Here is a 26,040-nt window from a genome sequence, read left to right as displayed (position 1 = left end):
ACGATGAACAAGACCGTGAACCCGAACGACCTCACATCGGACGACGATTACGGGCCGCTCTACGCAGCCCGGAAGAAGGTCTATCCCCAGAGCGTCTCCGGCACCTTCCGCCGGATCAAATGGGGCCTGATGGCGTTCTGCCTCGGCATCTACTACTTCCTGCCCTTCGTGCGCTGGAACCGCGGTCTCGGCGCTCCGAGCCAGGCGGTGCTGATCGATCTGCCCAACAGCCGCTTCTACTTCTTTTTCATCGAGCTGTGGCCGCAGGAGGTCTACTACTTCACGGGCCTGTTGATCGTCGCCGCGGTGGCGCTGTTCCTGATGAACTCGGTCGGCGGCCGCATCTGGTGCGGCTATCTCTGTCCCCAGACGGTCTGGACCGACCTGTTCTACGCCGTCGAGCGCCTGATCGAAGGCGACCGGCGCGAGCGGATGAAGAAGGACAAATCGTCCGATCCGACGAGGCTCGAGCGCATCTCGGAGATCGTGCTCAAGCATTCGATCTGGCTCCTGATCGCCTGGTGGACGGGCGGCGCCTGGGTGCTCTATTTCAACGACGCGCCGACGCTGGTGAAGCAGCTCGTCACCTTCGAGGCGCCGATGATCGCCTATGCCTGGATCGGCATTCTCACCGCGATGACCTATGTGCTCGCCGGATTCATGCGCGAGCAGGTCTGCGTCTATATGTGCCCCTGGCCGCGGATCCAGGCGGCGCTCACCGACGAATGGGCGCTCAACGTCACCTACCGCTACGACCGCGGCGAGAAGCGCACCTCGGTCAAGAAGGCGATCGAGCTGCGCGCCATCGGTGAGCACGCTGGCGACTGCGTCGACTGCTATCAATGCGTCGCGGTCTGCCCGACCGGCATCGATATCCGCAACGGGCCGCAGCTCGAATGCATCCAGTGCGGCCTCTGCATCGATGCCTGCGACAACGTGATGACCAAGATCGGCCGTCCGAAGGGGCTGATCGGCTACGACAACGACATCAATATCCATCGCCGCCAGGAAGGCAAGGCGCCGGTCTACCGCATCGTCCGTCCCCGCACCGTCGCCTACAGCGCGATCATCGCGGCCGTCGGCGGCATCATGATCTACACCCTCGCGACCCGCAGCCTGCTCGACGTCAACGTGCTGCACGACCGCAATCCGGTCGCCGTCAGGCTCAGCGACGGCTCGATCCGCAACGCCTATACGGTGCGGCTGCTGAACAAGAGCGGTTATGACCGCGTCATCGCGATCGACGCGAACGGTCCGGCCAACGCGACCATTCACGTCACCGGCGTTGATTCCGTGACGCCGGACCGGCCGATGATCGTGATCCCCCGCGACTCCACCAGCGAGTTGCGGCTGCTCGTCACCGCGCCGGCGGACAGCAATCCAGAGAAGTCTATTCCCGTCCGCTTCCACGTCACCGATATCGGGCTCGGCGAGGCCGCGTCCGCCACCGACAATTTCGTCTCACCGTAAGTCCAGGAGACACCCATGGCATCCAAGCCGCTGACCGGGACCAAGGTGTTCCCGATGCTGGTCGCCTTCTTCGGCGTCGTGATCGGCGTCAACGTGACCATGATGAAGCTTGCGATCGCGACGCTGCCCGGCACCGACGTCGACAGCCCCTATGCCGCAGGCCTCATTTATGACCGCGAGATCTCGGCGGCGCAGGACCAAGCCGCGCGCAAATGGCAGGTTAACGCTCATATCGAGCGGCGCGCCGATGGCAATGCCGTGCTCCAGGTCGAAGCGCGCGACGCTGCCGGGCATCCGGTGAGCGGGTTGAAGTTCGGCGGCCGCCTGGAGCGGCCGACCGACAAGCGAGCTGATCTCGCGGTCGAGCTCTCGGAGGCCGGCATCGGCATCTATCGCGGCAATGCCGCCTCCGTCGCGCCCGGGCAATGGGACATGGTGATCGAGGGCGAATTGCGTGGCGCGCGCGTCTTCCTGTCACGCAACCGCGTCATTCTGAACTGAAGGATTTCGCCATGCAGATCACGCGGGACTTCTCGCACTACGTCCGGACCGCGGGCGAAGGCGTCCAGCACATCGATCTCGCGGTCGAGGGCGTTCACTGCGCCGGATGCATGGCCAAGATCGAGCGCGGACTGTCGGCGATTCCCGACGTCACGCTGGCGCGGGTGAACCTCACCGACCGGCGCGTCGCGCTGGAATGGAAGCAGGGCACGCTCGACCCAAGCCGTTTCATCGATCGGCTGGCAGAGCTTGGCTACAAGGCCTATCCTTACGAGACCGAGAGCGCGGAGGCGACGGAAGTTGCCGGTTCGCGCTTCCTGCTGCGCTGCCTTGGCGTCGCCGCGTTCGCCACCTTGAACGTGATGATGCTGTCGATCCCGGTGTGGTCCGGCAATGTCTCCGACATGTTGCCCGAGCAGCGCTACTTTTTCCACTGGCTGTCGGCGCTGATCGCGCTGCCGGCGGCAGCCTATGCGGGGCAGCCGTTCTTCCGCTCGGCCTGGCGCGCGCTATCGAACAAGACCACCAACATGGACGTGCCGATCTCGATCGGGGTGTGCCTTGCGCTCGGCATGTCCGTGGTCGAGACCATCCACCACGCCGAGCACGCCTATTTCGACGCGGCGATCATGCTGCTCACGTTTCTTTTGGTCGGCCGCTTCCTCGACCAGAACACGCGGCGGCGGACGCGCGCGGTCGCGGGCAATCTCGCCGCACTCAAGGCCGAGACCGCGGCCAAGTTCGTCGGGCCTGACGAGATTTCGCAGGTGCCGGTTGCGGCGATCCATCCCGGCGACATCGTGCTGCTGCGGCCCGGCGAGCGTTGCGCGGTCGACGGCACCGTGATCGAGGGACGCTCCGAGATCGACCAGAGCCTGATCACCGGCGAGACGCTCTATGTCACGGCCGGGCGGGGCACGCCGGTCTATGCGGGCTCGATGAACATCTCCGGCACGCTGCGGGTGCGGGTCTCGGCCGCCTCAGAAGCCACGCTGCTTGCCGAGATCACGCGGCTGCTCGACAACGCGCTCCAGGCGCGCTCGCGCTACATGCGGCTCGCGGATCGCGCCTCGCGGCTCTATGCGCCGGTGGTCCACGCGACCGCGCTTCTCACCGTCCTTGGATGGGTCATCGCCGGCGCGAGCTGGCATGATGCAATCGTGACCGGCGTTGCCGTGCTGATCATCACCTGTCCCTGCGCGCTCGGGCTTGCGATCCCGACGGTGCAGACGGTGGCCTCGGGCGCGATGTTCAAGTCGGGTGTGCTGCTCAATTCGGGCGACGCCATCGAGCGGCTGGCCGAAGCCGACCACATCATCTTCGACAAGACCGGCACGCTGACTCTGCCGGATCTCGCAGTCACGAATGCGGCCGAGATCTCCACTGATATCTTCGAGCTCGCCGGTCGCCTCGCGCTGTCGAGCAATCATGCGGTGGCCGCTGCGGTCGCGCAGGCCGCCGGCGCCAGATCGCCGATCGTCGGCGCGGTCGAGGAGGCCGGGCAGGGCGTGCGCGCTGTGGTCGAGGGCGTCGAGATTCGTCTTGGTCGTCCGTCCTTCTGCGGCGCCGAGGCGTTGGCCGGCGGCGTCAATCTCGACGCTGAAGCCTCCATCGTCGCTTTCAGCAAGGGAACGGAAAAATTCATCCTCTCGGTGCGCCAGGGGCTGCGTCCGGATGCGCAGGCCGTGATCGCGGCGCTGAAGGCGCGCAACATCGGCATCGAGATCCTCTCCGGCGACCGCGAGCCGGCGGTGAGGGCGGCCGCCCACGCGCTCGGCATCGCCGAGTGGCGCGCCGGCGTGACGCCGGCCGACAAGATCGCGCGGATCGAGGAGCTGAAACGGCGAGGCGCAAAAGTGCTGATGGTTGGCGACGGCATGAACGATGCACCCTCGCTCGCGGCGGCCCACGTCTCGATGTCGCCGATCTCGGCCGCGCATCTCAGCCAGGCGACCGCCGATCTCGTCTTCCTCGGCCGGCCGCTGGCGCCAGTCGTTGCCGCCATCGATTCCGCGCGCAAGGCGCTGCATTTGATGCGGCAAAACCTCTGGCTTGCGATCGGCTACAACGTCCTGGCGGTGCCGATCGCGATCAGCGGTGTCGTCACGCCCCTGATCGCGGCTGCCGCTATGAGCGGCTCGTCAATCCTGGTCATGCTGAATTCGCTGCGGGCACGCAGCGCCTCGCGGAAGATCGTGTGATGGAGATCCTGATCATTCTGGTCCCGCTGGCGCTGATGCTCGGTCTTGCCGGCCTCGCCGGCTTCCTCTGGTCGCTCCGGAGCGGCCAGTACGACGATCTCGACGGCGCAGCGTGGCGGGCGATTGCCGACGACGAGCCGCCGCAAGAGGCGCCGGCTAAGCGGTAAAGCGGTAGCTTTCCACACGAGGTGCGGCGGACTTCCAGTGAATGGGAGAGCATCCCTGTCGTCGTTGATGGAGGGTTGACCAGGTTTGTTATGACGGCAGGTTGTGTCACTGCATGGGGGCGTTGTTGCCAATCGAAGGCGGCGCAACTGAACGGACCGGCGGCGTGGCGGGAGTCCGACCTCCATGTCCGGCAAATGCTGGCGATGGCGCAGCACGATCTGGCGCGCTCCGGAGAAGCCGAGAAGGCCTTAGGCGTGAAGCTCTGACAGGGCTCGCGAGACCGTCTCCAGGATGAGGCCGAGATAGTCGCCGATGTCACGGCGGCACTCGGACGGCCATCAGGCCGGCGGCCGCGGTGCGGGATGTCCGTCTCGAGCAGGAAGGTCGCGATCCTCCATGGCGTTCTTGCGGCCGAGCAGCAGCATGTGGTCCTCCGCGTGCTTCAGCTCGCCGGCCGTCAGGGTCCAGAGCTTGCGCGCGACCTGACAGTCTGTATTGGCCGCCTTGTCCGGGCTCGCCCGGTTTACCAGGCGCACCGTGGTCTCGAGGATCGCTTCGGCCGCGATGCGGTGGGCCCTCGCCGAGATCTCCTCGTCCTTGCCGCTTGCGAATTCGCTGGCCACGAGCGCCGTCTGGCCGACCAGCCGCCGACCAGCCGCCGAACGCAGCGGACGGCGAGGGCGCGGAGCGAGTCGTGGAAGGCTGGGTGGTGTAGAGTGCGGGCGGAAGCATCGGCGATCTCCTTGCTGATGGGCGGAGGATGCGAGGCACCGCCACACGGTCAAATTCGGTGTCATCTCTGGTGGCCCTCCAGGCTGCTGCTGAGCGCTTGCATCGTTGGAGCGTTGAGGCAGTAGTCTTCGTAATCTCTGGTATCCACCCTGATCTCGACATCGTTGTTGCACTCAACCTTCCGGTCGCATTGGGTGCAGACCCGCTCGTCGCGCAGCACTGCCGGCTTCGATCGCGAAGACATCCTCGTGGTCGATGCCGAGAACCTTCAGTAACCCGGGCAATTTCGTCAGCCGCAAGCGTCCTTGACCACGCATCGAGGTCTGCAGGCGTAACGCGCAGATCGGCGCGATTCGTGCCGCAGTAGAGTTGATGCAACTCACGGAGTTCACGACGATGCCTCAGCCAGTTACCGAAAACATCCAGGAGGCCTTCAAGAATGGGATAAGTCTTCTCTGTTTTCTTCATGCCCAATACGCTCCCAATTCTGGTGTGATGCTTTCTTATTGAAGCCGGCCGGGGCCGCCGTTGCGCCAGCGCAATGTCCTTTGCGCGGACGTAGCTGGTCCGCCGCAATTGCAGTATTTCTCCCCCGGGCGTCCGGCCGTAGAGCGCATTCAACCCAAAATCTCGGCCAGCGCCGTTGCCAGACCTTACCTCGATCCCCTACCGGGAGGCCCATCCTTCCTCTTGATCGGCGACGTAGGCAAGCTCCTGCCGCAACGGCCCGCTCGCCCGGCCGCCTCTCGAGGAAGCGAAAGCCGGCAGCCCGAGCACGAAAGACCTGGAGGGCCTCGTCGAACGCTTCGTCGTAGGAATCGATCCCACGACCGTGTGCATGAGTTCGTTCAGCACGTAGGCGCGAACGAGACTCCTCAACATAGTGAGGGCGTTCTCGGCGGCTTCGCCGAAGAGCCCGTAATTCGGCTAGGACGCCGATTATCAGCGTATGCAGGTTTTCACGAGCGTCGCGCCACTCGGAACAATCACGGCCGCGCTCCGGAAAAGCGCGGCGGATGGAGCCGGCCTTTCGAGCGCGTAGGAGCGTATCGCGTGAGCGACCAAGTTCAGCGCGTCTTCGACGATTTTTTACGCGAGCCTTCTGCGGCCGGCAGAAATTCCCGGTAGCCCTTGACGGCAAGGAAGCCGCGCATCTCGGCGAACGTTTCGCGCGGTCGCCTGTGCAGATCTCGACTTCCTGGGCAAGATCTTTCGCCAGCTCCCGGTCCCAGGCGCTCGAGAGCATTTCTTTCACGGAAGGGTCGCGAGAGTTTTGTGGCAGTCATCGTCCTCAACCTCCGAATGGTCATGCGTCGTGAACAGCACCACCGCGATGCCGACCACAGCACGGTCGCGGATATCGTCGCGACGGTGGACAGAACGCTCATTGCCCTGAGAGCGCCCGTTAGGCCCTCCTAGACCAATGGATAAACGCCACTGCAAAAAGGATCCTCCAATTCAAAGTAGACCAGCATTCCGGAGGTTCGTACTCCAACTGGTGGATCCAGTCCGGCCCTGAACCGCCAGGCAGAGCTCTAACATTCGGCTAGGCGTCGGGCCGCGGTTATGCGAGTCTTGCAGCATTTCGAGGCGTGTCGGAAACGGAGGGACCCGATGTGCGATCGTTAACTGCGTGTCTCTTTCGGCGTGGTTGGAATTGGGACGGGTAAAGTCCTCGGACACTCAAAGTGACATGTGCCAGTGAAAGTACGCTCCACGACTGGACCGTAGGTGAGCGTGTAGTCGTTTGCGAAGCGGCTGGACCGCGTCTGAGCGGCAAGCAAGGAGTCGTTCTCGGGTTCGGTGCTACGCGCAGCAGGCTTCGCGTGTTGCTCGACGGTTCCAGAGGGCCGATCACGTTGCACATCACCTTCGTGGACCCGGTCGTGCAGCACGATCGCGCTTGAGAATGGTGCTGCCTACAAGGGGAAAGTCCGCGCGGCGTAGCACAATCGCAGCGCGGAAGCGGAAATGCGCGCCATTCTGGAGGCCGCCGTGCGTCCCGAGAAGATCGGCCTCACCAATGCCGATGTCGAGGCACTTGAACATGGCCGCGACGCGCGTCTCGCTGAGCCGATGCGCTTCGAATGATCCTGCTCGATACGAATCTGGTCTCCGAGCGATGAAGTCCGAACCGCATCCATCGGTTCGTGACTGGCTCGACGCCCAGGGGCCCGAGACGCTGTTTTTCTCCAGCGTCACCATCGCCGAACTGTTGTTCGGCATCCGCGCGCTGCCGCGCGGGTCGGGAGAAAGAAGGCCCTTGGTCAGCACCTCGACCTTGCAGCCGAGAACGGCCTCCCAACGTCCGTTCTGAGGCTGACAGCGGAATGGCGTACTGCTTCTGCTGCTGGACATCGGCATGCTGATGCCGCCGAGGATGATGATCGAGATCACGCCGATCGCGATCGGTGCTGGTCAGCTTGATCGCTGATCATCATGCTGGTCATCCCGATCATGATCGCGCGCGCTTCGAGGTTAGCCCACGGGCGCCGGTCACGTCGGCATCTCGCCGTGCGATGGCTCGCAACGTGCGCGCGCGATTTGGTGGCACTGGGCTTTTTGCCGAGCCCTAGTCCGGCGCGATCCTCAACCGAGGTCCGCCAGTGCTTGGACTTCTCCCGGAAGGCTCTGCCGGGGCGGAGGCGGTTCACGACGACAACAGTCTGCCAGGAATGCGGCGAAGGGACCGACATCACCTTGTACGCTCGCGCTCTCGAGTGCCCGCATGTATTCGTCGCGTCTGCCGACGGGAATGATTGTCCAAGGCAGTCCTCCCGATGCCATCATGACATTCATGAGGAAGCGGCCCGTTCGGCCATTGCCGTCTGGAAGAGGGTGTATGAAGGTGAATATGAAGTGTCCGAGCACAGCTCTCACGCGCGGATCCTTCTCCTCCTTCAGGCAATCAAGAAAAGCCTCCATGGCGTCAGGTACCGATTCCCAAGCGACCGGTGTGTGTCCCGAGTTCCTGATGAAAACGAAGTGAGTTCGATAACCGGCGAGGTTTTTGGGCTTGATGATGCCGGCTTGAACTGAGGGCTGAAAGAGGGCCCGGTACCAGTCGAGGTGCTCTCGATCGGCGATCTCGGCGGCGTCCTCGCCGTTGAGCACGCGGGCCACCGCGCCACGGACCAGTTGGAACGCATCCCAGTAGCCCTTCGCGGCCATTGCATCCGTTTGTTTGCGATCTCCATCGCTGCCGTTGGGATCCCATTTCCCGGTCTTCACCTTCTCGATCAGTTCCTCCGTGACCGAGTAGCCTTCGATAGAAAGCGAGTGGTACGCGTCCGAGGTGTACCGTTCGTCGATCGCGGCCAGATATCCGTCATGATCGTTGATACGCCGCGGCTCAAGCTTGAAATTTGCTAACACCTTCTCGCGTATCTCCGCCCACATGAGACGGATTCGCGTCATGATTGGTGGCGTGGCCCGGCTTGGAAGCTGCATCGGTACCGGCGCTTTGAATGGATCGGCATCTTCCCTGACATCGTGCCCGCCCGCCGTCATCGCGGTGACGATATCGTCGGCGGCCCGCGTGTTGCCCAGCAGTCGGTACGCCCCGGCGATGCGCCCCGCCGCGGCCGCATGTCCGCCTTCCAGCAGGACTTTTAGGATTGCGCTGGCATTCCTCTGCGAACCGAGCAGGGCGATGACGTCGTTCTTCTGCGTCTGCCAGAAAGCTGGCGCGGCAGCGCAGATCGCCTCCGGCGCCGGAAAGGTCTGGACCCCGGCGGTCTTGACCGGGGTCACCAGCAGTTTGGTCGCCTTGTACAGATAAAGGGAGGTGCCATGGAGGAGGGGCTGGGTTTGGTTATTGGCGGTCGGTGCCGCGATCACGATCTGCTTCGGAACATTGAGATTTTCTGCAAGTAGCGGGATTGAGCTTTCTGCCGAGAGGACCCAGTCACTCTTGAAGCGCTCGTTGCAGTAGGCGCGGCAAAACTCCCAGAACGACGAGTACCACGACGTGCTATCGCCCGACCGCTCCTCGGGCCGCGTCATCAGCACCCATCCTTTGATGATCTCCTTCAGGAACCCGGCCTTCACCAGCCGTTCGCGGTGGGTGCGCGAAAGTTCGTCGCTCCGGAAGATTCGTCGATTTCCGCCGTTGCTGAGGGTCTTCAGCTCAGTGAGGGACTGGGCGAGTTTTTCGTGGAGAGTGGGCATGTTCCAGCTCGCGAGGTTCCGATAGTTTGATGTCCTGCGAATACAATAATATAACGCTGTTTAATATCAATAGTATTATGCTGGCGCTCTCAATAAAATTCAGTTGCGTAATTACAATAAATTATTGCAAGGCGCTTAGGCCGAGAAGCCGAGCTAGACCTGGCTAGAGCGCCTTCCGGTGGAAGGCCGACGTTAAGGTGCTTGTCTGGCTGAGAATGTGGCCGCCGATCGGCAAGGAACCCGGTTATGCCTACGCTTAGCGAGTCCTCCTGAACAACATCGACGCCCATCGGGCCGGATCCTGACGGGCGCGCCGGCGTTCCGAGCCAGGCGCCATGGCCAGAGCGTTGCGGCGGGCCCGCGCAATTGACCCTTCTCCTCAAGGATTCAAAATCGAGCTGCGTCATCGAAGGCGAGAAGCCGCCGCAGGATCTTATCCAGCGGTGGGATAGGGTCATCGGCGAAGCAGGATGGACACCGCTCGATGAGACGGTGTTCTTGCGCCTGCACCGCATTGTCATCGGTGATGAGCGTTTCGTGAAGCTCGGCTTTCGGAAGGAAGGCGGTTTCGTCGGTGAGCATGACCACGAGACGCAGAGACCCATTCCCGACCATATCAGCGCGCATCACGAAGATATCGCCTCCCTCGTCCACGGATTGATCGCGTTCGACCAGGCCTCGTCAATTGAGCTTGCCCCCGTTGTGGCTGCCGCCGTGCTGGCCTTCGGGTTCGTCTACATCCATCCATTCGAGGACGGCAATGGCCGCACCTGGCACGACGGATTCAATCCGGCGGCATCCACTTTCCGGTTTCAGCCGCCATCCTAAGACAAAATCGCCGAATACAAGGACGGATTAGAAAGCTATTCGAGTAGATTGCTGCCATGCGTCCAATGGCAGCCTACTCCACAGGGCAACGTCAAGGTCCTGAACGATACGGCTGACGTTTACCGCTTTTTCGATGCAACGCCGCACGCGGAGTTTCTGTACGAATGCGTGCAGAGGACCATCGAACAGGATCTTCCGAAGGAAATCCGGTTCTTGCGGAGCTTCGATACATTCCGGGCGGGCGTCGAAAACATGATCGACATGCCGGAGCGCACCCTCAACAATCTCTTTGGATTCTTGCAACAGAATGAAGGGCGACTCTCAAAGCGCGCCCGTGACAACGAATTCTCCCAATTAACGCCAGACGAAGTCACGAAGATTGAGGAGCTTTATCAAACGGCCTTCTCGAACGACTCCGGAACAGCGAGCTGAGCCTCTGTCATCTTCATTGGATCATAGCCTGGATGTCGAATCAGAATCCTCTTCAGCGGCCGCCACAAAATATGATCCAAAGGCTCGCCGCGTGCGTGAGTTTTGATCCTAGACGAGACCGACGAGATGGTCGATGCCCTCATCGTATTTTCCGACTACTCGTTGATCGTGCTCCAGAGCGAAAGCGATGAGTTCGAGAAGCTCTGCGCATTGCCGCCCCCTCACGTTCTATCCGATGAGGTGCAGGCTCAGACAGCCGAAGAAATCGACCGCATCAGGCGCATGGCGGCGGATGGTCCGCGCGTCCCGAACAGATGAAGACTCAGATAGCCGAAACGGAAGCAAGCATTGTGGCCTTTGCTGAACAAGCGAGGGCTGGGGAGACATTCGCGGAGCGCGATGAAGGACGGATTGGTCTCTCACAGGCCAAAGAGCGTTGAGTCAATGAGCGTGCCGCTCTGAACCGCGAGCTTCCAAGCCGACAGGTCGGGTATCGTCGATCGATCTGTGGAGCAGGGCTGCTCCCATGAGACCAGCCAAGCTGGCGACCGGCATTGAACAGGCCGATGCCGGATGCGCGGTTGCGGTCATTGAGGTTGCTGAAGCGATCAGGGTGATCGACAGGAAACGAAATGACCGATGCCCCGTACGCAGGAGCATCGGTAGGACACGGATATGGTCGGCGCCGGAGGCGATACGGGAGCTGGTGTCGGTGCTGGTGCGGGTGGGGCCTACTGGGGGCCACCCGTATACTTGTCAACCGTCGACATGAGCGGCTTCGGGGTCGACAGATTGGACATCAGCCCGAACCGACCTTCGGGACCAGTCTGGTCCAGCTCGTCGATCAGCTCGTAGAGATCGATCCACTCGATGAACGAATGCTGAGAGAACTTCGCCAGCATCGCATCCAGGTTTGAGTTACAGGCCGACATCGAGGCAGACGTCGAGGTGTTGACGAAGGTTGCGTCGTAGACCTCGGCGCCGTTCATCTCATTGATGGCGACTGGAACGCCGTAGCTCGACAGCTTTGTGAACAGGTTGAAATTGGGACGAACTCCGCCCCAGTAGTTCGTCGGGTCCGCGCCGGCATGCTCGTAATAGTGATAGCCGAGCACATCGACCTTGACGCCATTCGCCTTCATGAAGTCGATGTAGCCGAACATCGTCGATGTGGTGCCGACGATGCGCCGAAGGTTTCTGCCGGTGTCGCGGCGTACCTGCTCGATCGCGTCCGACATTCCCCGCAAGAGATTGGCGAAGTCGGCCATCGACGGATATGCAGCGAACTCGGCAGAGGTCCATCCCTTGCCGAACAACGGAGAGCCGTTGCCATCACGGACGTCAGATTGATCTCGTTACCAAGTTCCCAGTCGCCGACTGAAGATGCGAACTGGCGAACGAATGCCAGGATCCGATTGTAGCCCTGGGAGTAGATCGCAGCAGCGTCGCCGGCAGGATACTTGCCAGCATCGGTCTTGTCGCCCCACGTTAGCGGAAGCGCCAGAACAGGTTCAAGCGTGACGCCATAGTTGGCGGCAAGGCCTACGATCGAGGTGAAGCGCGTCGCTACCCATGGATCAGTGGTCAGCCGCCAGAGGAATGGTCAGACGGTATCGCTTGAGTTTTTGTGCGGCGAGCGTCTTGAAGACGTCCTCGTCATTGATCTGGCGGTACGCCCCGGAGGCAAACATGGAGTGGCCATTGACGCCGATTTGAACTGTCAAGTCTTGTTCCTTGATTGCGCGAGGAAAGAAGAGGACGCCCGACGTTTTGCAGCAGATCTGATTTCGGGCGCGGCGGGGTAAAGGAGGAGAAACCCCCGCCGCAGGCGGGCCTTAGCAGTCGGTCGGCGCTCTGTGTCGCCGCTCCCTATTCTGTACTGCGAGTATGGTTGTATTTTGGCCTACTCTCCCCTGAGGGAGTGGACTCCGCGGACGTCCGAGACTGAAGGGAGCGGCGCGCGCCAAGCCGGGGCTTCCGTTTATTGGCGCCAGGATTGGGAGCCTCGGCCATGAGGTAGCTCGGTTGTCTCAATCCCTTGTGATCGCCCCAGTTGAGCTTCTGATCGCTCCCCTCGCCGCATGAGTGGGGCAGTCAATGAATTCACAAGTCCAAGAGAGGATGCCCGTGAAAACGCTTCAGGAATCCACTCTTGCCATCGCCATCGTGGCAAGCACACTTGCGATCGCGGTGCCAGCGTGTGCAAATTCCGCGGCTTCGGAGTAACCGGAGCGCCGTTCCGGCTCAAAGCTGTCGAACCAGGGGGAACCCTCATGATTTCCGGCCATCGGAAGGCGGTCGCGCTCTTTTCCTCCTATGCAGCGACCGGGGACCACACGCGTCTCGTCAGCTTCGCGCGGACCGCTCTGCCCCGTTTGCGGCACCACCTCTCAATGGCGCGCCGCCTCTAAGCGGGATACTCCAAAAGGTCGTCTGGCCAGGTCGCGGATGCGCTTAGCGGCCGGCCGTCGATCTCGCTGCGGCGTGCCTGTCAGTGACTTCTTTCGCGACTGAGCAACGCCGATTTCCGTCCGCACAGCTGGGCAACGGCTGGGACGGCATCAGTGCTGGCCGGCTCAGACGAGCTTGGAACGAGTCCTTCTCTGATGTGTTTTCGGGAAGCGATGGGACGGTGCGACAAAGCCAAAGGATACCGTTATGAGCAACAACGCGCGCGACATATGTCGGCCTTCGGCACCTGCAGGAAGCCAATGAACAACTCAAGCGACTGAAGGACTGCCTGCAGGCTTGTGGGGAGAGCACCTCCAGTGCCAAGACAACGGCGCTACCGGCGAGGGCAAACCTGCAGGCCATGGCGCATGCGATGGCTGGACGAAATTCTGAACAATACGTTTACCAACAATGCTTTCGAGCCCTTCGAAATCGCTGCCTTATAAGTCTCTCCTGGCTCTCTGCCCCGCGACCGGAATGGATTCAGCGCGGCCGCCGCTCGAGGCGTCATCGAAGGAAGAGGAGCGGATGGTCCAATGGATAGACGCAAACGTACGGTGGAGTATGTGGAGCACGAGCAACGTGAGGCCGCCTGATCTTGCAGGTAAAGCCGGCGCATCGCCTTTGGTCAGCGGTGCTGGCGATACCATGGTACGGAGGATTGCACTCGGGCAATTGCCCTTCCGGCATTTGGTTAACTTTGCGCCCGGTCGGAACGCGCTCTGGAGGAGCGCGTTCGTTCTGATGAGGCATAATTCCTGGTTAAGGAGGGAAACACAATGAAGCGGATCATGACCGCAATCACGGTTTTATCTCCAGCGGCATCCGGGCAAACGAACAAGCCAGATGTCTCATCTGCTCCGAGTGCGCAGAACTCCGGCGCCGGAATACCAGGTCAGCCGGGTAACAAGAACGGTCCTGCTGTCAAACCATGAGAGACGGTTGGCTCCAGCTCCGCGACAGACCACCGCAATCCGACGGTTCAGGCGCAGGACCCATCTAACGTTAAAGGGTTGCCGGGAAGTAAGAGCGGCCCGCCTGCCAAGCAGCCGTCTCGCGACTAAGCGGATCTGAAGCAGGGGCCACGTCGCAGTATCTGGAGCGCGAATACTCTGGCCGGCATAGTGGCGCAGTCAGCTCGACCAGCAAGGCCCTGGCCGACCGGGTCAAGGAAGATACCTCGAGAAGTGAAGGCCGAAAACCCTGGTGGGTCCGTTCCGGTCGAGCTCGTTACCACCTCGGCCAGCGGGCTCGATCCGGATATTTCGCCGGAAAACTTCCGCGCCTTCGCCACCCGCGGCACCGGAATAGGGCGGCTCTTGCTGGGCGAGCCCCGGGTTAACGTTCTGGCCCTCAATCTGGCGCTGGATGCCGCGGCGTCCAAATGAGACCAGCTAGGCCGAGCCCAGTGTGAGGACTATCCGGTGTCAGGACTATATTGCCGTATGGTTTAAGCCGGCCACGATCATGAAAAAAGACCCGCGCCGGACGCGTTGCTGGAGGCCGCGCGGCGGGAGGGCGATCAAGCCGGAAAACTGAAGATCTTCGTCGGTGCCGCACCCGGTGTCGGCAAGACCTATGAGATGCTGCAAAGCGCGCATGCAAGGCTGAAGGCGGGCATCGATGTCGTCATCGGTGTGGTCGAAACCCACGGGCGGCCCGAGACCGAAGCGCTGCTGAAGGGGCTGGAAGTGCTGCCGCGCAAGCGGCTGAGCTACAAGGACCAGACGCTGGAGGAAATGGACCTCGACGCGCTGATCGCGCGCCGTCCGCAGATCGCCCTGTCGACGAACTCGCTCATACCAGCGCGCCGGGCAGCCGTCATCCCAAACGCTATCTCGATGTCGAGGAGTTGCTGTCCCGTGGCATCGACGTCTACACGGCGGTCAACGTCCAGCACATCGAAAGCCTCAATGACGTGGTCGCGCAGATCACGCATGTACGGATGCGCGAAACCGTACCGGACAAGATGTTCGACCGCGCCGACGCGATCGAGCTGATCGATCTCACGCCCGACGATCTGGAGCATTATTTCTCGCCGGGCAATCTGACCGCGCTGCGCGAGCTGGCGTTGCGCCGCACCGCCGAGCGGGTCGACGAGCAGTTGCTCACCCACATGAAGGCCAATGCCATTGCCGGTCCCTGAGCCGCGGGCGAGCGCATTTTGGTGTGCCTCAGCGAGGATCCGCGCGCCGCGGGCCTGGTGCGCTACACCAAGCGGCTGGCGGACCGGCTGCATGCGCCCTGGACCGCGGTCACCATCGAGACGCGGCGCAGCCTGCAACTGACCGACGGGCCGCGCGACCGATTGGGCCGACACGATGCGGTTGGCCGAATCGCTCGGCGGCGAGTCCATCGCCATTCCCAGTGTCGGCCGCCGCATCGCCGATGATGTCGTTCAGTTCGCCCATGCCAATAACGTGACGCAGATCATCATCAGCAAGTCGACGCGCCCATGGTGGTTCGAGCTGATGCGCGGTTCGGTGGTGCATGATCTGGTGCGGCGCGCCGGCAATATCAGCGTCAATGTCATTGCCGGCGAGGAGCTCGCCGCCGAGCCTGTTCCAAAGAAAACGGTACGCAACGCGGAACGATCCAAACCGTTCGATCCAAAACCGTATTTGATGGTGCTGCTGGTCGTGGCCGTCGGCCTTGCGCCAGCGTCGCGGCCTCGCTGTGCTACAATTTCTTCTTCCTGCCGTCGATCTACACCTTCACGATCACCGAACCGACCAACGTTGCCGCCTTCTTCTTCTTCATGCTGATTGCGATCCTGGTCTCCGATGTCGCGGCGCGGGTCCGCACCCAGGCGGTTACGGCGATCGGCAGGCTCCGCACCACCGAATCGCTCTACGCCTTCAGCCGCAAGCTTGCGGGCACCGCGACGCTGGACGACGTGCTGTGGGCGACCGCCCATCAGACCGCGCTGATGCTGAAAGTACGCGTCGTGCTGCTGCTGCCGGAAGACGGCGTGCTCACGGTATCCGGCTATCCGCCTGAGGATGAACTCGACAGGGCCGACCTTGCAGCGGCGAACTGGACCTGGTCCAACGATCGCCCGGCCGAACGCGGCTCGGATACGCTGCCGGGCGCCAAGCGGCTGTTTTTGCCGACCGGCCGCGGGCTGATCGGCGTCATCGGCACCCTCGTCGACTGCGTCGAGCGGCCCGACCTGGCGGCGGGCACCGAAGAACTCTCTAACGCGCTACAGACCGTGCGCGCCCTCGACGACCAAGCTCGTCGGGTTGACGACAGCTCGCGAGAACCAGTCGCTCGCTGGTATCCTCGGTTGCTGGCTGGAGAGCCGTCGCGAAGACCTCTTCGTCGACGAACTCCGCGGAAAATTGCTGACCGTTGTGAAGAGCGACATGTTCGACAAGGACGGCCGCCCGAAGCCTGGTGCGAGCTCGTGCTGGCCGAATGGCAAGAACGACTGGCGCCCTTGTTCGAACATGATCGCGGCGAGATGTCGTTCCTTGATGCTCTCTACGAAGAGGGACGGATCGACGTCAGCAGTCTCCAAGGCGATGCCGCCGTCAAGCACGCGATAGAGAACTTCCCCGCGCTGCAATGGAAGGCTCTGAACATCAGGAATCACGACGCCGGTCTTCCGCGCTTGTGGGCAGGCTCCGACGTTACGCCAGAGGGAGAGTAGAAGTTCTCCTTATTTGTCACACCAGGACGAAACGGGAGGGTGGGAGAACGGCGGCGGATGCCCGTTTCCGTAATCTCTTCGTCCCAGCCAGCTCAAGACGCTCCTCAGATAAGGTGACAGCGCCCGATCGCAGGCCCAGGCGGCCTGACCTGCGGCCTTCGCCGGCCGGTGTAGGCCGCAGCCCGATTCATTAACGCTTGAGCCAGGTCTCGGATTTTCTTTATCGGTCCGGGAGAACGCCTCCGTCAGCCAATCGTCAGCCAGACGGTCTATCTAGGCCTGCCGCGCCTCATCAGCCTGAACCCAATGCAAACGCAGGAGTGCCAATCATCATGTATGGTCGAATTGGTGCCTCGTTCGATGTCCACTACGGTGGCGAAGCTGACGAAGCGAATCAGTCGGGAGCCACCGGGCAAACGGACGTAGGAAGCCAAAGATTCGCGAACCTGTTTGCCCGGATGCATTTGGCCGGAGTGGTTCTACCGGCAATTCATCTTCGCGTAGATGGACGAAGAACGGTCCCGGTGAAAGGCAGCGCGCAATCAAACCTCCACTCTGTCTCTGAAAAACTGAGGATAGCGAGTGCGGCGTGATGCGATCGCGTGCCAGTCTCGGCCGATCTTGGGCTGCTGGCGTGTACTTTGGCCAGGATCTAGGCCGCGCCGTCTCGGGTCCGGGCTGACCATGACGGTTGCCGAAAACATGCCGCAGGTTCCTCAGATCTCATGCCATGCGCCATCTGGGCGATTGCACTTATGGGCCAAAGCCTTGATACACCATGGCTGAGCGACATCAGCCCGCAACATCATAAGCAGCGATTCTCGCCTTTATCAGAGATGGAATATGACGGGCATTGGCCGATCTGGCAGATCGCGCATTGGGGATGCTGGAGCCGGATCGAGCAGTTCACGCTCGCACTCAAGCCTAGCCCCTGGGGAAGGCAGTCAATCGTTCGATTCCGTCGTGGAGCGGATGCGCTCTGGGCCCCAAGATAGAGGGACGCCCTCCGCTAGCATGGCGCGCGGTGCCGACGATGCCCTTGGCGACAGGTCTTCCGGTCCCTCCGTTGGCCCAGATCGAATCCTAGGCGCTGCGCCACGTGCAGTCACTGCGCGGCGGCGCGGCTTTCCCTCAGTGTCGGAGGGTGGAGACACAACGCCGGTCGCCAGCCAGCCGCCAACTTCGGGTGTGGCAGTCTCCATTTCCTCATCAGAGGAAGAAATCAACGCAACAAAGCGACACATGGATCGCCTGGTTGAGGAACTTGACGCTTGCCGTAATGCGGCCTTGCACGCCCAGAACTCGGAGGAGGCGCAAGAGCTGAGCGATCGGTTCATCAAAGCAGGTTCGGCAGTTCTGGAGTACTACGCGAGGCTGCGCCCGGCCGTGGCGCGGAGCATTCTGTCCGACGCTGAGGTCCGTCGATACCGCTATGCCGTGCTCGATGCGGCCCACCAATGCAACGCACTGGCCTCATCGACTATCGCCGCCTTGCAAGAGCGCAGAAAGAATTCGGCAGCCCTGTTCCAGCGGATTTTCGAATCCAACGCTACCCCCGACCAGCTGAGCAGAGTGGCTTCCAGTGTGGCGAAGGAGCATGCGGCTTGCATGGAGTGGTGGGGAAAGAAGCTGTTGCGCTCGGAACGGATGGTGTCCGTCTGCGAGGCCACCGCCAACTTGCCAAGCACGACGCCCGAGATGCGGAAGCCCGAAGAGGCCGCACTACGCCTGAATACCGGCTTGGTACTTCATGCGGGGTACATGCGTCTGCAATCGCGGATTGCGCTCACGCAAGTTATGATCGAGTCTCAGGCGAGCACGTTTGAACCGGCCGTGAGGGACGCCCTCATGGGTGAGAACGGGGGGGTGCATCTGCTCGGGACCTTTGTCCAGGATGTTTATCCGGCATTCCTCTCGACGGAGGAAGCCGTTCTGCACAACGACGGAGCGGCACTCGACGCAGAGCACTGCGCCGTTCTGGAAGGAGTCATGGAACGGCTTTCGGAATTTGCGTTGGCGTTGCACGACGACATCCTTGCCAAGCTAAGCGATAACCGAACAGGTGCCAGCCTGCCATTCGAACTGTTGGGCCAGATCGTAGACGACGCACGGATCACTGCGCACGAGGTCATGCACTTCCTGGCACTGCAGCTGAAAACGTCAGCCATCATTGCATCGCCTGCCGACGCTGGCGCTACGGTACCGGCCGACACTGCCGGCAAGGCAGCGGCGGCCAAAGGCACCGCTGCGCGCAGGGAGGGGAAAGGCAACCGCAAGCCGGCTGCTGATGCCGCGAGTTCGGCCGGGCGGCCCGAGCCGCAAGTCGCCGCGGGCGACAGCGACACCGCGCCAGCGGACAAGGTTCTCGTGCGCTCGGATCTAGGTACGAAGAAGCTTGTGAGCGCCAAGGAGGCGCATGCGAGTGCGTCGTCGGCGGCGGCACACTCGGCGGTCTGGAAGGCCCCGGCATCGACGGAGGCGTTGGCGCCACTGGTCAAGCGGTCGGACGAACTTTTGCAGTTCGATCTGGCTGGTCAGCAAAGGACCGTCTCGCAAGCGCGCCAGATGAAGCCCGAGGACGCCGATCACGTAGTGGGCATCGTGGTCGAGCGCCTGCAGACGCAGCCCGCCGAGATGCAGGCCTGTCTGGACCCGCTGGAAGAGCCTGGTCGACGCGGCCTGCTCACGCCTGCGCATGTGCACGAAGTGCACGAGAAAACAGTCCGGCTCAAGATGAAGTTGTCCGAGGCGCAGGGACTGGCGAAGGCGGCGAACCCGGAATCAAGTCTTGCCCCTGGGGAAGGCAGCCAATCATTCGATTCCGCCGAGCGGATGCACTCTGGGCCTCAAGATAGAAGGAAGTCCTTCGCTCGCATTGCGCGCGGTGCCGATGATGCCCTTGGCGACAGATCTTCCGGACCCTCCGTTGGCGCACATCGGATCCTGGGCGCTGCGCCAGGTGAAGCCACTGCACGACGGTGCGGTTTTCCCCCAGTGCCGGAGGGTGGAGCGCCAGGTCGAGAAGAAACCTTTTTAGGTTCTGATGACAAACCCTGGCTCGGCAATAAAGGATCCAGAAGCTCGCAACCAGACACGGTGCTACCCCATAGGCAAACGGAGTCCGACCCGGGTGCAGGACCGGGAAGGCGGCGTTTCGTCCATGTAGCCGAACAGAGCTTCAAGCGTGGATACTCGGAAAACCTACTTAATAACGCTTTACATGACATTTCCTTCGCTGGCGACATCACTAAATTCTCGTGCGCTGTGGTGGAGTATGACAGGAAGCTGCAGGGTCGAGCGGACCACGCAACATTCCTGCAAAAGGCCGCTTCCGAGTTCAAACGCGAATTTGTCCCAAGATGGGAACAAGATATCCGCGCCCGGAATACATGGGGGTACGCCACCTCATGCAACACCATGAGCCGGGAGGCTGGAGGTCAGGCAGGCGTGGAAGCGTGCAGGGCCATGGCAGCTCAGGTGTCGAGCCTCGGCAATGCACTAAACGACGTCGAAAGCAAAACGCTTTCCCTATTCGTATTGTCGTTCAGTCGATATCCCGGGGTGGCGGAATGTCGCAATGGAATGATCCGAATCGCCAGATTTTTTCGTGAGCAACGCGGAGCACTTTCGGAGCTCAACGCTCAAAGTCTCGCCCTGCTGGTCAACGGCTTCAGCAAGTGCCCGGAACAGGAGAACTCTCGTGAGGCCACAATAGCAGTTGCCGCTGAGATTCGACGCCGCGCTCCCGGGCTCTCTGATTTTGGTCCGCAGAGCCTGGCTATCGTGGTGAACGGTTTGAGCAAGTGGCCGGAAGAGGCGGAGTATCACGGTGCTATAAGGGCAATTGCCAGCGAGGTCCGTCACCGCGCGGGCCGCCGCGACGTCTGGCTCTCTGACTTTGGTCCGCAGAACTTGGCTACCGTGGTGAACGGTTTGAGCAAGTGGCCGGAAGAGGCGGAGTGTCGCGGTGCAATGAGGGCAATCGCCGTCGAGGTCCGTCGCCGCGCGGGTCGCCGCGATGTCTGGCTCGCTGATTTTGATCCACAGGCGTTGGCGAACCTGGTGAACGGCTTCAGCAAGTGGCCGCAGGACTGTCGAGATGCTATAGTTCAAATCGCCGTCGAGGTCCGTTACCGCGCGGGCCGCCGCGATGTCGGGCTCTCTGATTTTGATCCACAGGCGTTGGCGAACTTGGTAAACGGCTTCAGCAAGTGGCCGCAGGACTGCCGAGACGCTATAGTTCAAATCGCCGACGAGGTCGTCCATCACCGCGGCGACCGGCTCTCCAATTTTACTCCCCAGCACTTGTCGAACCTCGTGAACGGCTTCAGCAGTTGGCCGGAGGGGGCGAAGTGCAACGACGCTATACTTGCAATCGCCGACGAGGTTCGTCGCCGCGCTGGCCGAGCGGACCGGCTCTCCAGTTTTACTCCCCAGCACTTGTCGAGCTTGGTGAACGGCTTCAGCAGGTGGCCGGAAAGGACAGACTGCTGCAGCGCTATAATTGAAATAGCCGACGAGGTCCGTCGCCGCGCCGACCGGCTGTCTGAGTTTGATCCGCAGGGTCTGGCGAACCTGGTGAACGGTTTCAGCAAGTGGCCTGACGAGAGGGGCTGTGGCGACGCCACGCTGGCGATCGCCGGTGAGGTCTGTCGCCGCGCCGACCGGCTATCTGGGTTTGATCCGCAGGGTCTGGCGAACCTGGTGAACGGTTTCAGCAAGTGGCCTGACGAGACGGGCTGTGGCGAAGCCACGCTGGCGATCGCCGGTGAGGTCTGTCGCCGCGCAGACCGGCTTTCTGGGTTTGATCCGCAGGGTCTGGCGAACCTGGTGAACGGTTTCAGCAAGTGGCCACAAGAGGAGAACTCACGTCACGCCACCGTTGTGATCGCCGGTGAGGTGCTTCGCCGCGCCGACCGGCTCTCCGATTTTACCTCTCAGCACCTAGCGAATCTGGTGAACGGCTTTAGCAAGTGCCCACAAGAGGAGAACTCACGTCAGGCCACCGTTGTAATCGCCCATGAGGTCCTTCGCGCCGACCGGCTGTCTGATTTCACTCCGCAGGGTCTAGCGAACCTGGTGAACGGTTTCAGCAAGTGGCTGCAAGAGCAGGACGCTCGCCAAGCCACAGTCGCGATTGCCAACGAGGTCTCTCGCCGTGACAACCGGCTCTCTGATTTTACTCCGCGGGAACTGGCGATCCTGGTGAACGGCTTTAGCAAGTGGCCGGAAGAGGCGGTGTGCCATGGGGCGATAATCGACATAGCGGGCAAACTCGGCTCGGGAGACCTCCGATTCGGAGCGTTCACCACAACTCAGCTCAGCATGATAGCCAATGCTCTCGGGCGAGGTGTCACGAGGGGAGAGGGCACTGGAGAGATCATAGAGACCGCTCTGCTGAAGAATCGGCTGCACGGTATGGCCCACTACCTTCACTATGCCAGTGATCGCCTGGAGCAGACCCAGGTTCTGAACATCGCCATGATTTTCAAAGCGCTGGCTAAGGCTCAATTGTTTGACGATCTCGGTTTGCTCGCACGCACGGGGTTAGACCGGCTGGCGGAACTGCATCGTGCCCCTGGCTTTGCCGCTGAGAACGACCTCGAAACCATGGGTACTCTCTGCGTCGCTCTCCTGCCGCTGGCGCGCAGCCCGCACCTGCGCTGGCACCGGAGGCGGGCTTTAAACTTGCTGAACGACATTCAACCGATCGTCGAGCACAAGATCGAGGGGCATCTCAAAGCAAGCGATGCCGAGCGAGCCCGAGGGCCGTACTCGAGCCGTTGCCCCGCCTTGTCGATCTATCAAACGCTCAAGGCCCGTGCGGTTTTCGCGGCATTGTTCCGCCGGCCCTATGTCGAAGGCAAGAAGTCCGATTTGCGGGTGAGGCAGGAAGAGCTGCAGCGCAAGACTAAGGAGATTTTGGACAAAACGGGCGGCCTCGTCGAAGGCGATCTTTCCAACATGAGCTGGAACCTGATGGCGGAGATCGCGGCGGAGAGTCCGGTCGATGCGCTGGACACGTTCTTGGCGCAGAATGCGGCGACGGTCCAGGCCCAACATCCAGCGTCCGTGTTCGACGTCCATCAGGTGTTGCGAACCATGGCCCACGAGCCCAGACCTCCGCAGGGTGACGCGGGACTTATGCAGTTGTCAGTGGTGGACATGCAGGGCCGGCCAGTGGCCACGGAGCCCGAGACACGCTATTCGATTTTTCATCGCCTGACCTCGGGGGTTTTGCCCGTCGTCGCGGTCCAGCTGCCAGGAAAGCCGAGCGCGTTCATGCTGGCGCGTACGGTCACCGTCCAGGGTGTGCCATACCGCATGGACCTGTTCGGCGGAAGCAAGTTAAAGCCGCCCAAAAAGCCCGTGTCGCAGATCGCCGGCCGCCTTCCAGGTGTGGCGAGGGCAGAGTCCTCCGGGGGAAAGCTGCTGGCGATTCCGTATGCCGAAACGGCGCCGGGCACAGCGTTCGAGCAGCTGTCACGTGCCTGGGCCCCTTTCAAAGAGGCATACTATTACACTCAGCGCAGGGGTTTTGCCGCGCCGCCGGCAATCAAGGACCTAGGTCCTCGGGACTACGCGCTGGAGGGCGCCTTCAAACTGTCGCTGCTGCCGGACCGTCCTGCCAGCGAGGAGCATCCCTTCAAGCTGACTGGGCCAGAAGGCCCGATCGCCTTGCGGCCGCATGATGGTTGCGGTTTTATCAAGGCCTCGCTGGCCAACCGTATGCCAGCTGTAAATCGCGCCCGCCGACAGGAAGGTCCTGATCGGGTGCCTGCCTTTGCTGAGGGAAGAAGAATGTCCGTTCCCGCATCGGCGCTGCAACACTATCCCCGAAGCGAGCCGGTGACCGATGAGGCGCGGGAGAAGGCCAAAACCTGGCTCGAGAGCAGACAAGGGCGAGAGTTGACGTCTGAAGAGTTGTTTCGCACCGTGACGGCCGGACACATCGACGGTCCCGGCGCGGTTGCCGTACCGTCCAGCGATGACTGTCTCCATGTGCCGACGCTCAAGAGCGAGACGTTGATGGGGGCGAGCGGCGTGCTGATCGGGCGCTCGCCCTACGACAAGCCCAATCTGCGCCCGTTTGCCGCCGAGCGAATCAAGTCGGCCGTTGAGGGGGACCCGACCGCTGTGTTCCTCGAAAACTGCACAGCCATCCAATACAGCTTCAATGTCGCGCAGAAGTCGGGGAAGGAACTGGCGGGCGACGATCCGACTTTTTTTGCCAAAGGCATTCTGATGGTTGTGCCGGATAAGATGTGGCCGGCCGGCTACGCCGACCGTGGGCTGGTGTTGTCTGCCGAGGACGTCAAATGCCATTCGAGCTGGACCTCGAGCAAGGACCGCGCCAAGGTGGACACGCCGCTCGAGTGCGTCGGCATCCTGCAGGCTACCGAGGTGTTCGCTCCGGGCTCGTTGGTTGCCGTCCCGATCGGGGAACAGAAAAAACTTGACGGAGACTTCGACGGGGACACCGTCGTCATTGTCGGCGACCGGCCGCAGCTTTATGAGCATGTGCGCCAGTTCGATCGCAAGGAGCAAGCTCTCGGACTTCCGTCGCTGAAGCCGCCAAAGTCGCATACCCCGGCGCTTGAGGGCGACAATTACCAGTTCGGTCGCGCCCGCCAGATCCTCGCCGCCACGCAGGATGTCCTGGGAACCTATAGCTGCCTGCAGCGAAACTTTCTGGCTCAATCCCATGAAGCACAACGCTGGTTTGCCGAGCGTGCTGTCTTTGGCACCTATGAGGGCGTTCACCACGAGCTCAGGCGAGAGATCCGTCAGCTGTTGGGCCAGGAAGAGGTGAGTAGCCAAGATATCCAGAACACGTTTGCGAGAGCGAGGAGCGAGATTGAGGTCGCCAAACATCTGGTTGCTCGCGAAATGGCCGAGTTGCTCGTCGACGACCTAGCGGCATGGGCAGTGAAGCCGAATGAGCAACCCCTGCCCGAAACAATCGAAAGTTCGAACGCCGCAAACCCGAGCCTCAGCGTAAGGCTCTGCAACCTTTTCCCGGATCTGGCGGAGACCTATCCGGCAACGCCTCAGCCACGAGACCGCATCCAGCTTTTACTCGACCACTATCCTCCTCGCATCGATCCCCGCCCGGATGGTTACAATGCGGACGACCTCGTAAAAAGCGCAAACAACTTGCTGAGCCTCGGCATCAAGGTCGGCACCGACGCCTATAAATCCGATACTGGCGCCAACCTCTTTTTCCAGAAGAGCAGTCATCTTCAGCGGCTCCTCTACAAGACGCCGGGCTTGAAGTCCGTGCCCTACGTCAAGGGCGTGGCGGCGACCCTCGCCCGCGGAAGGTTTGATGTCAATGCGACCTTGGAGGATCTGAGGGACAACCCCACTCTGGCGGCTTCAATCATGGAGACCTCGATCAAACTCGCTGCGGAGCAGGGCATTTTGCGCAAACCGTCCGGCCTCCGGCCAGCCGCTGACGATGCTGACATGATCACGCTGACCCGCGAGCAGGCCTCAGAACGCGCTCAAAATGAGGCTGGCCGAGCTATAGCCGAAGAGAGGAAAATCACCGCAGCGGCACGCGAGGTTGCCGGAATCCTTGCGCAAGCCGGCATCGAGGTGAAGATGCCCCATCTGGAGCGCCGCTTGAAATCGCATGCCTCCATGACAGATCAGCTCACCGGCATGAGCATCCCACCCAGCAGCGCCCCACAGCTCTTCAGCAACGCGGTACGCCACGTCTTAGAAATTCCTGACAAGGATTTTACACGTGCCTTCAAGAAAGCCATGCTGGCCTTCGAGGAGCGGGACTACACCGAACGCCAGACAACCAACTGGTTCAGAATGCGCAGTCCGACTTTCGTCGGCGTCAAGACAGTGCTCACCACGGCGGACTCTTATCGCTTCGAAGTGGAGTTCCACACGCCAGGCAGCTATCAAGCCAAGCTTGCCAATCACGACAGCTATAAAATTCTCGGCAGGCTGCGGCGGCAATCAAGGGAGGATGCTTTGGAGCAAGCTGAGGCCGAGAAACTGGTGCAGCGGACGAGAGAGGTTTGCACAGAGATTGCGATCCCCGACGGCGCCCTGGGCATACCCCACTGGGGAGCCGAAGGAGATCGTAAGGACGGTGCCGCTGCGGCATTTGGATTGCGAGCTTTCGATGAATCAAGAATGCCCGAGATCGCCAGGTCAACGGAGGCAAGAGAGATTATCGCGGCGACTTGTTCACACCGCGCAAAACCAGGGTGAGCCGCAGCTCCCCTGTGCGGTTCTTGACCGGAATGGTATCGCCGATGTGCGGAAGCGAACAGAACAGCCATTTTGCCTGTGAGTAAGCTCGCGCTCGCTTGGCCCTTCTAAGGTTCAAGCGCCTCCAGCGGCCTCGGCCTCCGCGCCCCCAAAAGTCCCCATGGCCGAGGCCGTCTTTAAGGCTACCGATGGCCCAAT

12 protein-coding genes and 6 pseudogenes are annotated in these 26,040 nt (G+C 61.6%); 14 read left to right on the top strand and 4 right to left on the bottom strand.

The window, feature by feature from the left end; genetic code table 11:
• The first annotated feature begins 3 nt into the window (after window positions 1-3).
• Genes ccoG through ccoS form a run of 4 tightly spaced genes read left to right on the top strand, consistent with a single transcriptional unit; the run spans window position 4 to window position 4,339 of the window.
• Window positions 4-1,470, top strand: coding sequence for a cytochrome c oxidase accessory protein CcoG (ccoG, locus tag IVB27_RS27895; RefSeq protein WP_247446195.1), 1,467 nt, complete (start codon window positions 4-6; stop codon window positions 1,468-1,470).
• A 15-nt stretch (window positions 1,471-1,485) separates the two neighbouring features.
• Complete coding sequence (locus IVB27_RS27890) at window positions 1,486-1,971, top strand: FixH family protein (protein WP_247363284.1); 486 nt, start codon at window positions 1,486-1,488, stop codon at window positions 1,969-1,971.
• Between the two features lie 11 nt (window positions 1,972-1,982).
• Window positions 1,983-4,172, top strand: a complete 2,190-nt coding sequence (locus IVB27_RS27885; RefSeq protein ID WP_247446194.1) for a cation-translocating P-type ATPase — start codon at window positions 1,983-1,985, stop codon at window positions 4,170-4,172.
• Window positions 4,172-4,339 carry a cbb3-type cytochrome oxidase assembly protein CcoS gene (ccoS, locus tag IVB27_RS27880; RefSeq protein ID WP_247342297.1) on the top strand — a complete coding sequence of 56 codons (168 nt, stop codon included), beginning with the start codon at window positions 4,172-4,174 and terminating at the stop codon, window positions 4,337-4,339. Before IVB27_RS27885 ends, ccoS begins: the two co-directional genes overlap by 1 nt.
• A 180-nt stretch (window positions 4,340-4,519) precedes the next feature.
• Here ccoS and IVB27_RS27875 read toward each other — a convergent pair.
• Window positions 4,520-4,993 (bottom strand): annotated as a pseudogene (locus IVB27_RS27875) (Crp/Fnr family transcriptional regulator); the annotation flags it as partial.
• A 1,975-nt stretch (window positions 4,994-6,968) separates the two neighbouring features.
• Here IVB27_RS27875 and IVB27_RS27865 point away from each other — a divergent pair.
• Both IVB27_RS27865 and IVB27_RS27860 read left to right on the top strand, forming a co-directional pair.
• Window positions 6,969-7,163: pseudogene (locus IVB27_RS27865) on the top strand (FitA-like ribbon-helix-helix domain-containing protein).
• Window positions 7,160-7,332 (top strand): annotated as a pseudogene (locus IVB27_RS27860) (PIN domain-containing protein); the annotation flags it as partial. The pseudogenes IVB27_RS27865 and IVB27_RS27860, both read left to right, overlap by 4 nt.
• 329 nt (window positions 7,333-7,661) lie before the next feature.
• Here IVB27_RS27860 and IVB27_RS27855 read toward each other — a convergent pair.
• Window positions 7,662-9,242: a Fic family protein gene (locus tag IVB27_RS27855; protein WP_247400018.1), complete on the bottom strand. Its 1,581-nt coding sequence runs from the start codon at window positions 9,240-9,242 to the stop codon at window positions 7,662-7,664.
• A gap of 366 nt (window positions 9,243-9,608) precedes the next feature.
• On the opposite strand from IVB27_RS27855, the gene IVB27_RS27850 reads away from it, so the two are divergent.
• The 3 genes from IVB27_RS27850 to IVB27_RS27840 all read left to right on the top strand — a co-directional run bounded on the left by IVB27_RS27850 (window position 9,609) and on the right by IVB27_RS27840 (window position 10,820).
• Window positions 9,609-10,070 carry a Fic family protein gene (locus tag IVB27_RS27850; protein ID WP_247400019.1) on the top strand — a complete coding sequence of 154 codons (462 nt, stop codon included), beginning with the start codon at window positions 9,609-9,611 and terminating at the stop codon, window positions 10,068-10,070.
• Between the two features lie 48 nt (window positions 10,071-10,118).
• Window positions 10,119-10,502 (top strand): hypothetical protein, encoded by a 384-nt coding sequence (locus IVB27_RS27845; protein WP_247363290.1) that lies wholly within the window; start codon window positions 10,119-10,121, stop codon window positions 10,500-10,502.
• Window positions 10,503-10,628: 126 nt separating this feature from the next.
• Window positions 10,629-10,820 (top strand): hypothetical protein, encoded by a 192-nt coding sequence (locus IVB27_RS27840; RefSeq protein WP_247342204.1) that lies wholly within the window; start codon window positions 10,629-10,631, stop codon window positions 10,818-10,820.
• 413 nt (window positions 10,821-11,233) lie between these two features.
• On the opposite strand, the gene IVB27_RS27835 is transcribed toward IVB27_RS27840, so the two are convergent.
• Both IVB27_RS27835 and IVB27_RS27830 read right to left on the bottom strand, forming a co-directional pair.
• Window positions 11,234-11,770 carry a hypothetical protein gene (locus tag IVB27_RS27835; RefSeq protein ID WP_247400020.1) on the bottom strand — a complete coding sequence of 179 codons (537 nt, stop codon included), beginning with the start codon at window positions 11,768-11,770 and terminating at the stop codon, window positions 11,234-11,236.
• A gap of 309 nt (window positions 11,771-12,079) precedes the next feature.
• Complete coding sequence (locus tag IVB27_RS27830; protein WP_247400021.1) at window positions 12,080-12,226, bottom strand: hypothetical protein; 147 nt, start codon at window positions 12,224-12,226, stop codon at window positions 12,080-12,082.
• Between the two features lie 357 nt (window positions 12,227-12,583).
• Here IVB27_RS27830 and IVB27_RS43805 point away from each other — a divergent pair, with 357 nt between their 5' ends.
• From IVB27_RS43805 to xopAD, 5 genes and pseudogenes are all read left to right on the top strand, one after another.
• Window positions 12,584-12,913, top strand: coding sequence for a DUF4142 domain-containing protein (locus tag IVB27_RS43805; protein WP_524536521.1), 330 nt, complete (start codon window positions 12,584-12,586; stop codon window positions 12,911-12,913).
• 819 nt (window positions 12,914-13,732) lie between these two features.
• Window positions 13,733-14,017, top strand: a pseudogene (locus IVB27_RS27825) (hypothetical protein).
• Between the two features lie 86 nt (window positions 14,018-14,103).
• Window positions 14,104-14,341 (top strand): annotated as a pseudogene (locus IVB27_RS27820) (potassium-transporting ATPase subunit C); the annotation flags it as partial.
• A gap of 105 nt (window positions 14,342-14,446) precedes the next feature.
• Window positions 14,447-16,215 (top strand): annotated as a pseudogene (locus IVB27_RS27815) (DUF4118 domain-containing protein); the annotation flags it as partial.
• 1,236 nt (window positions 16,216-17,451) lie between these two features.
• Window positions 17,452-25,842 (top strand): XopAD/skwp family type III secretion system effector, encoded by an 8,391-nt coding sequence (xopAD, locus tag IVB27_RS27810; protein WP_524536520.1) that lies wholly within the window; start codon window positions 17,452-17,454, stop codon window positions 25,840-25,842.
• The last annotated feature ends 198 nt before the right edge of the window (window positions 25,843-26,040 follow it).

It is taken from the genome of Bradyrhizobium sp. 197 (assembly GCF_023073375.1).
Taxonomy (GTDB): domain Bacteria; phylum Pseudomonadota; class Alphaproteobacteria; order Rhizobiales; family Xanthobacteraceae; genus Bradyrhizobium.
Note: the sequence above shows the minus strand (reverse complement) of the source record. Positions and strands in the feature narration are given on the sequence as shown.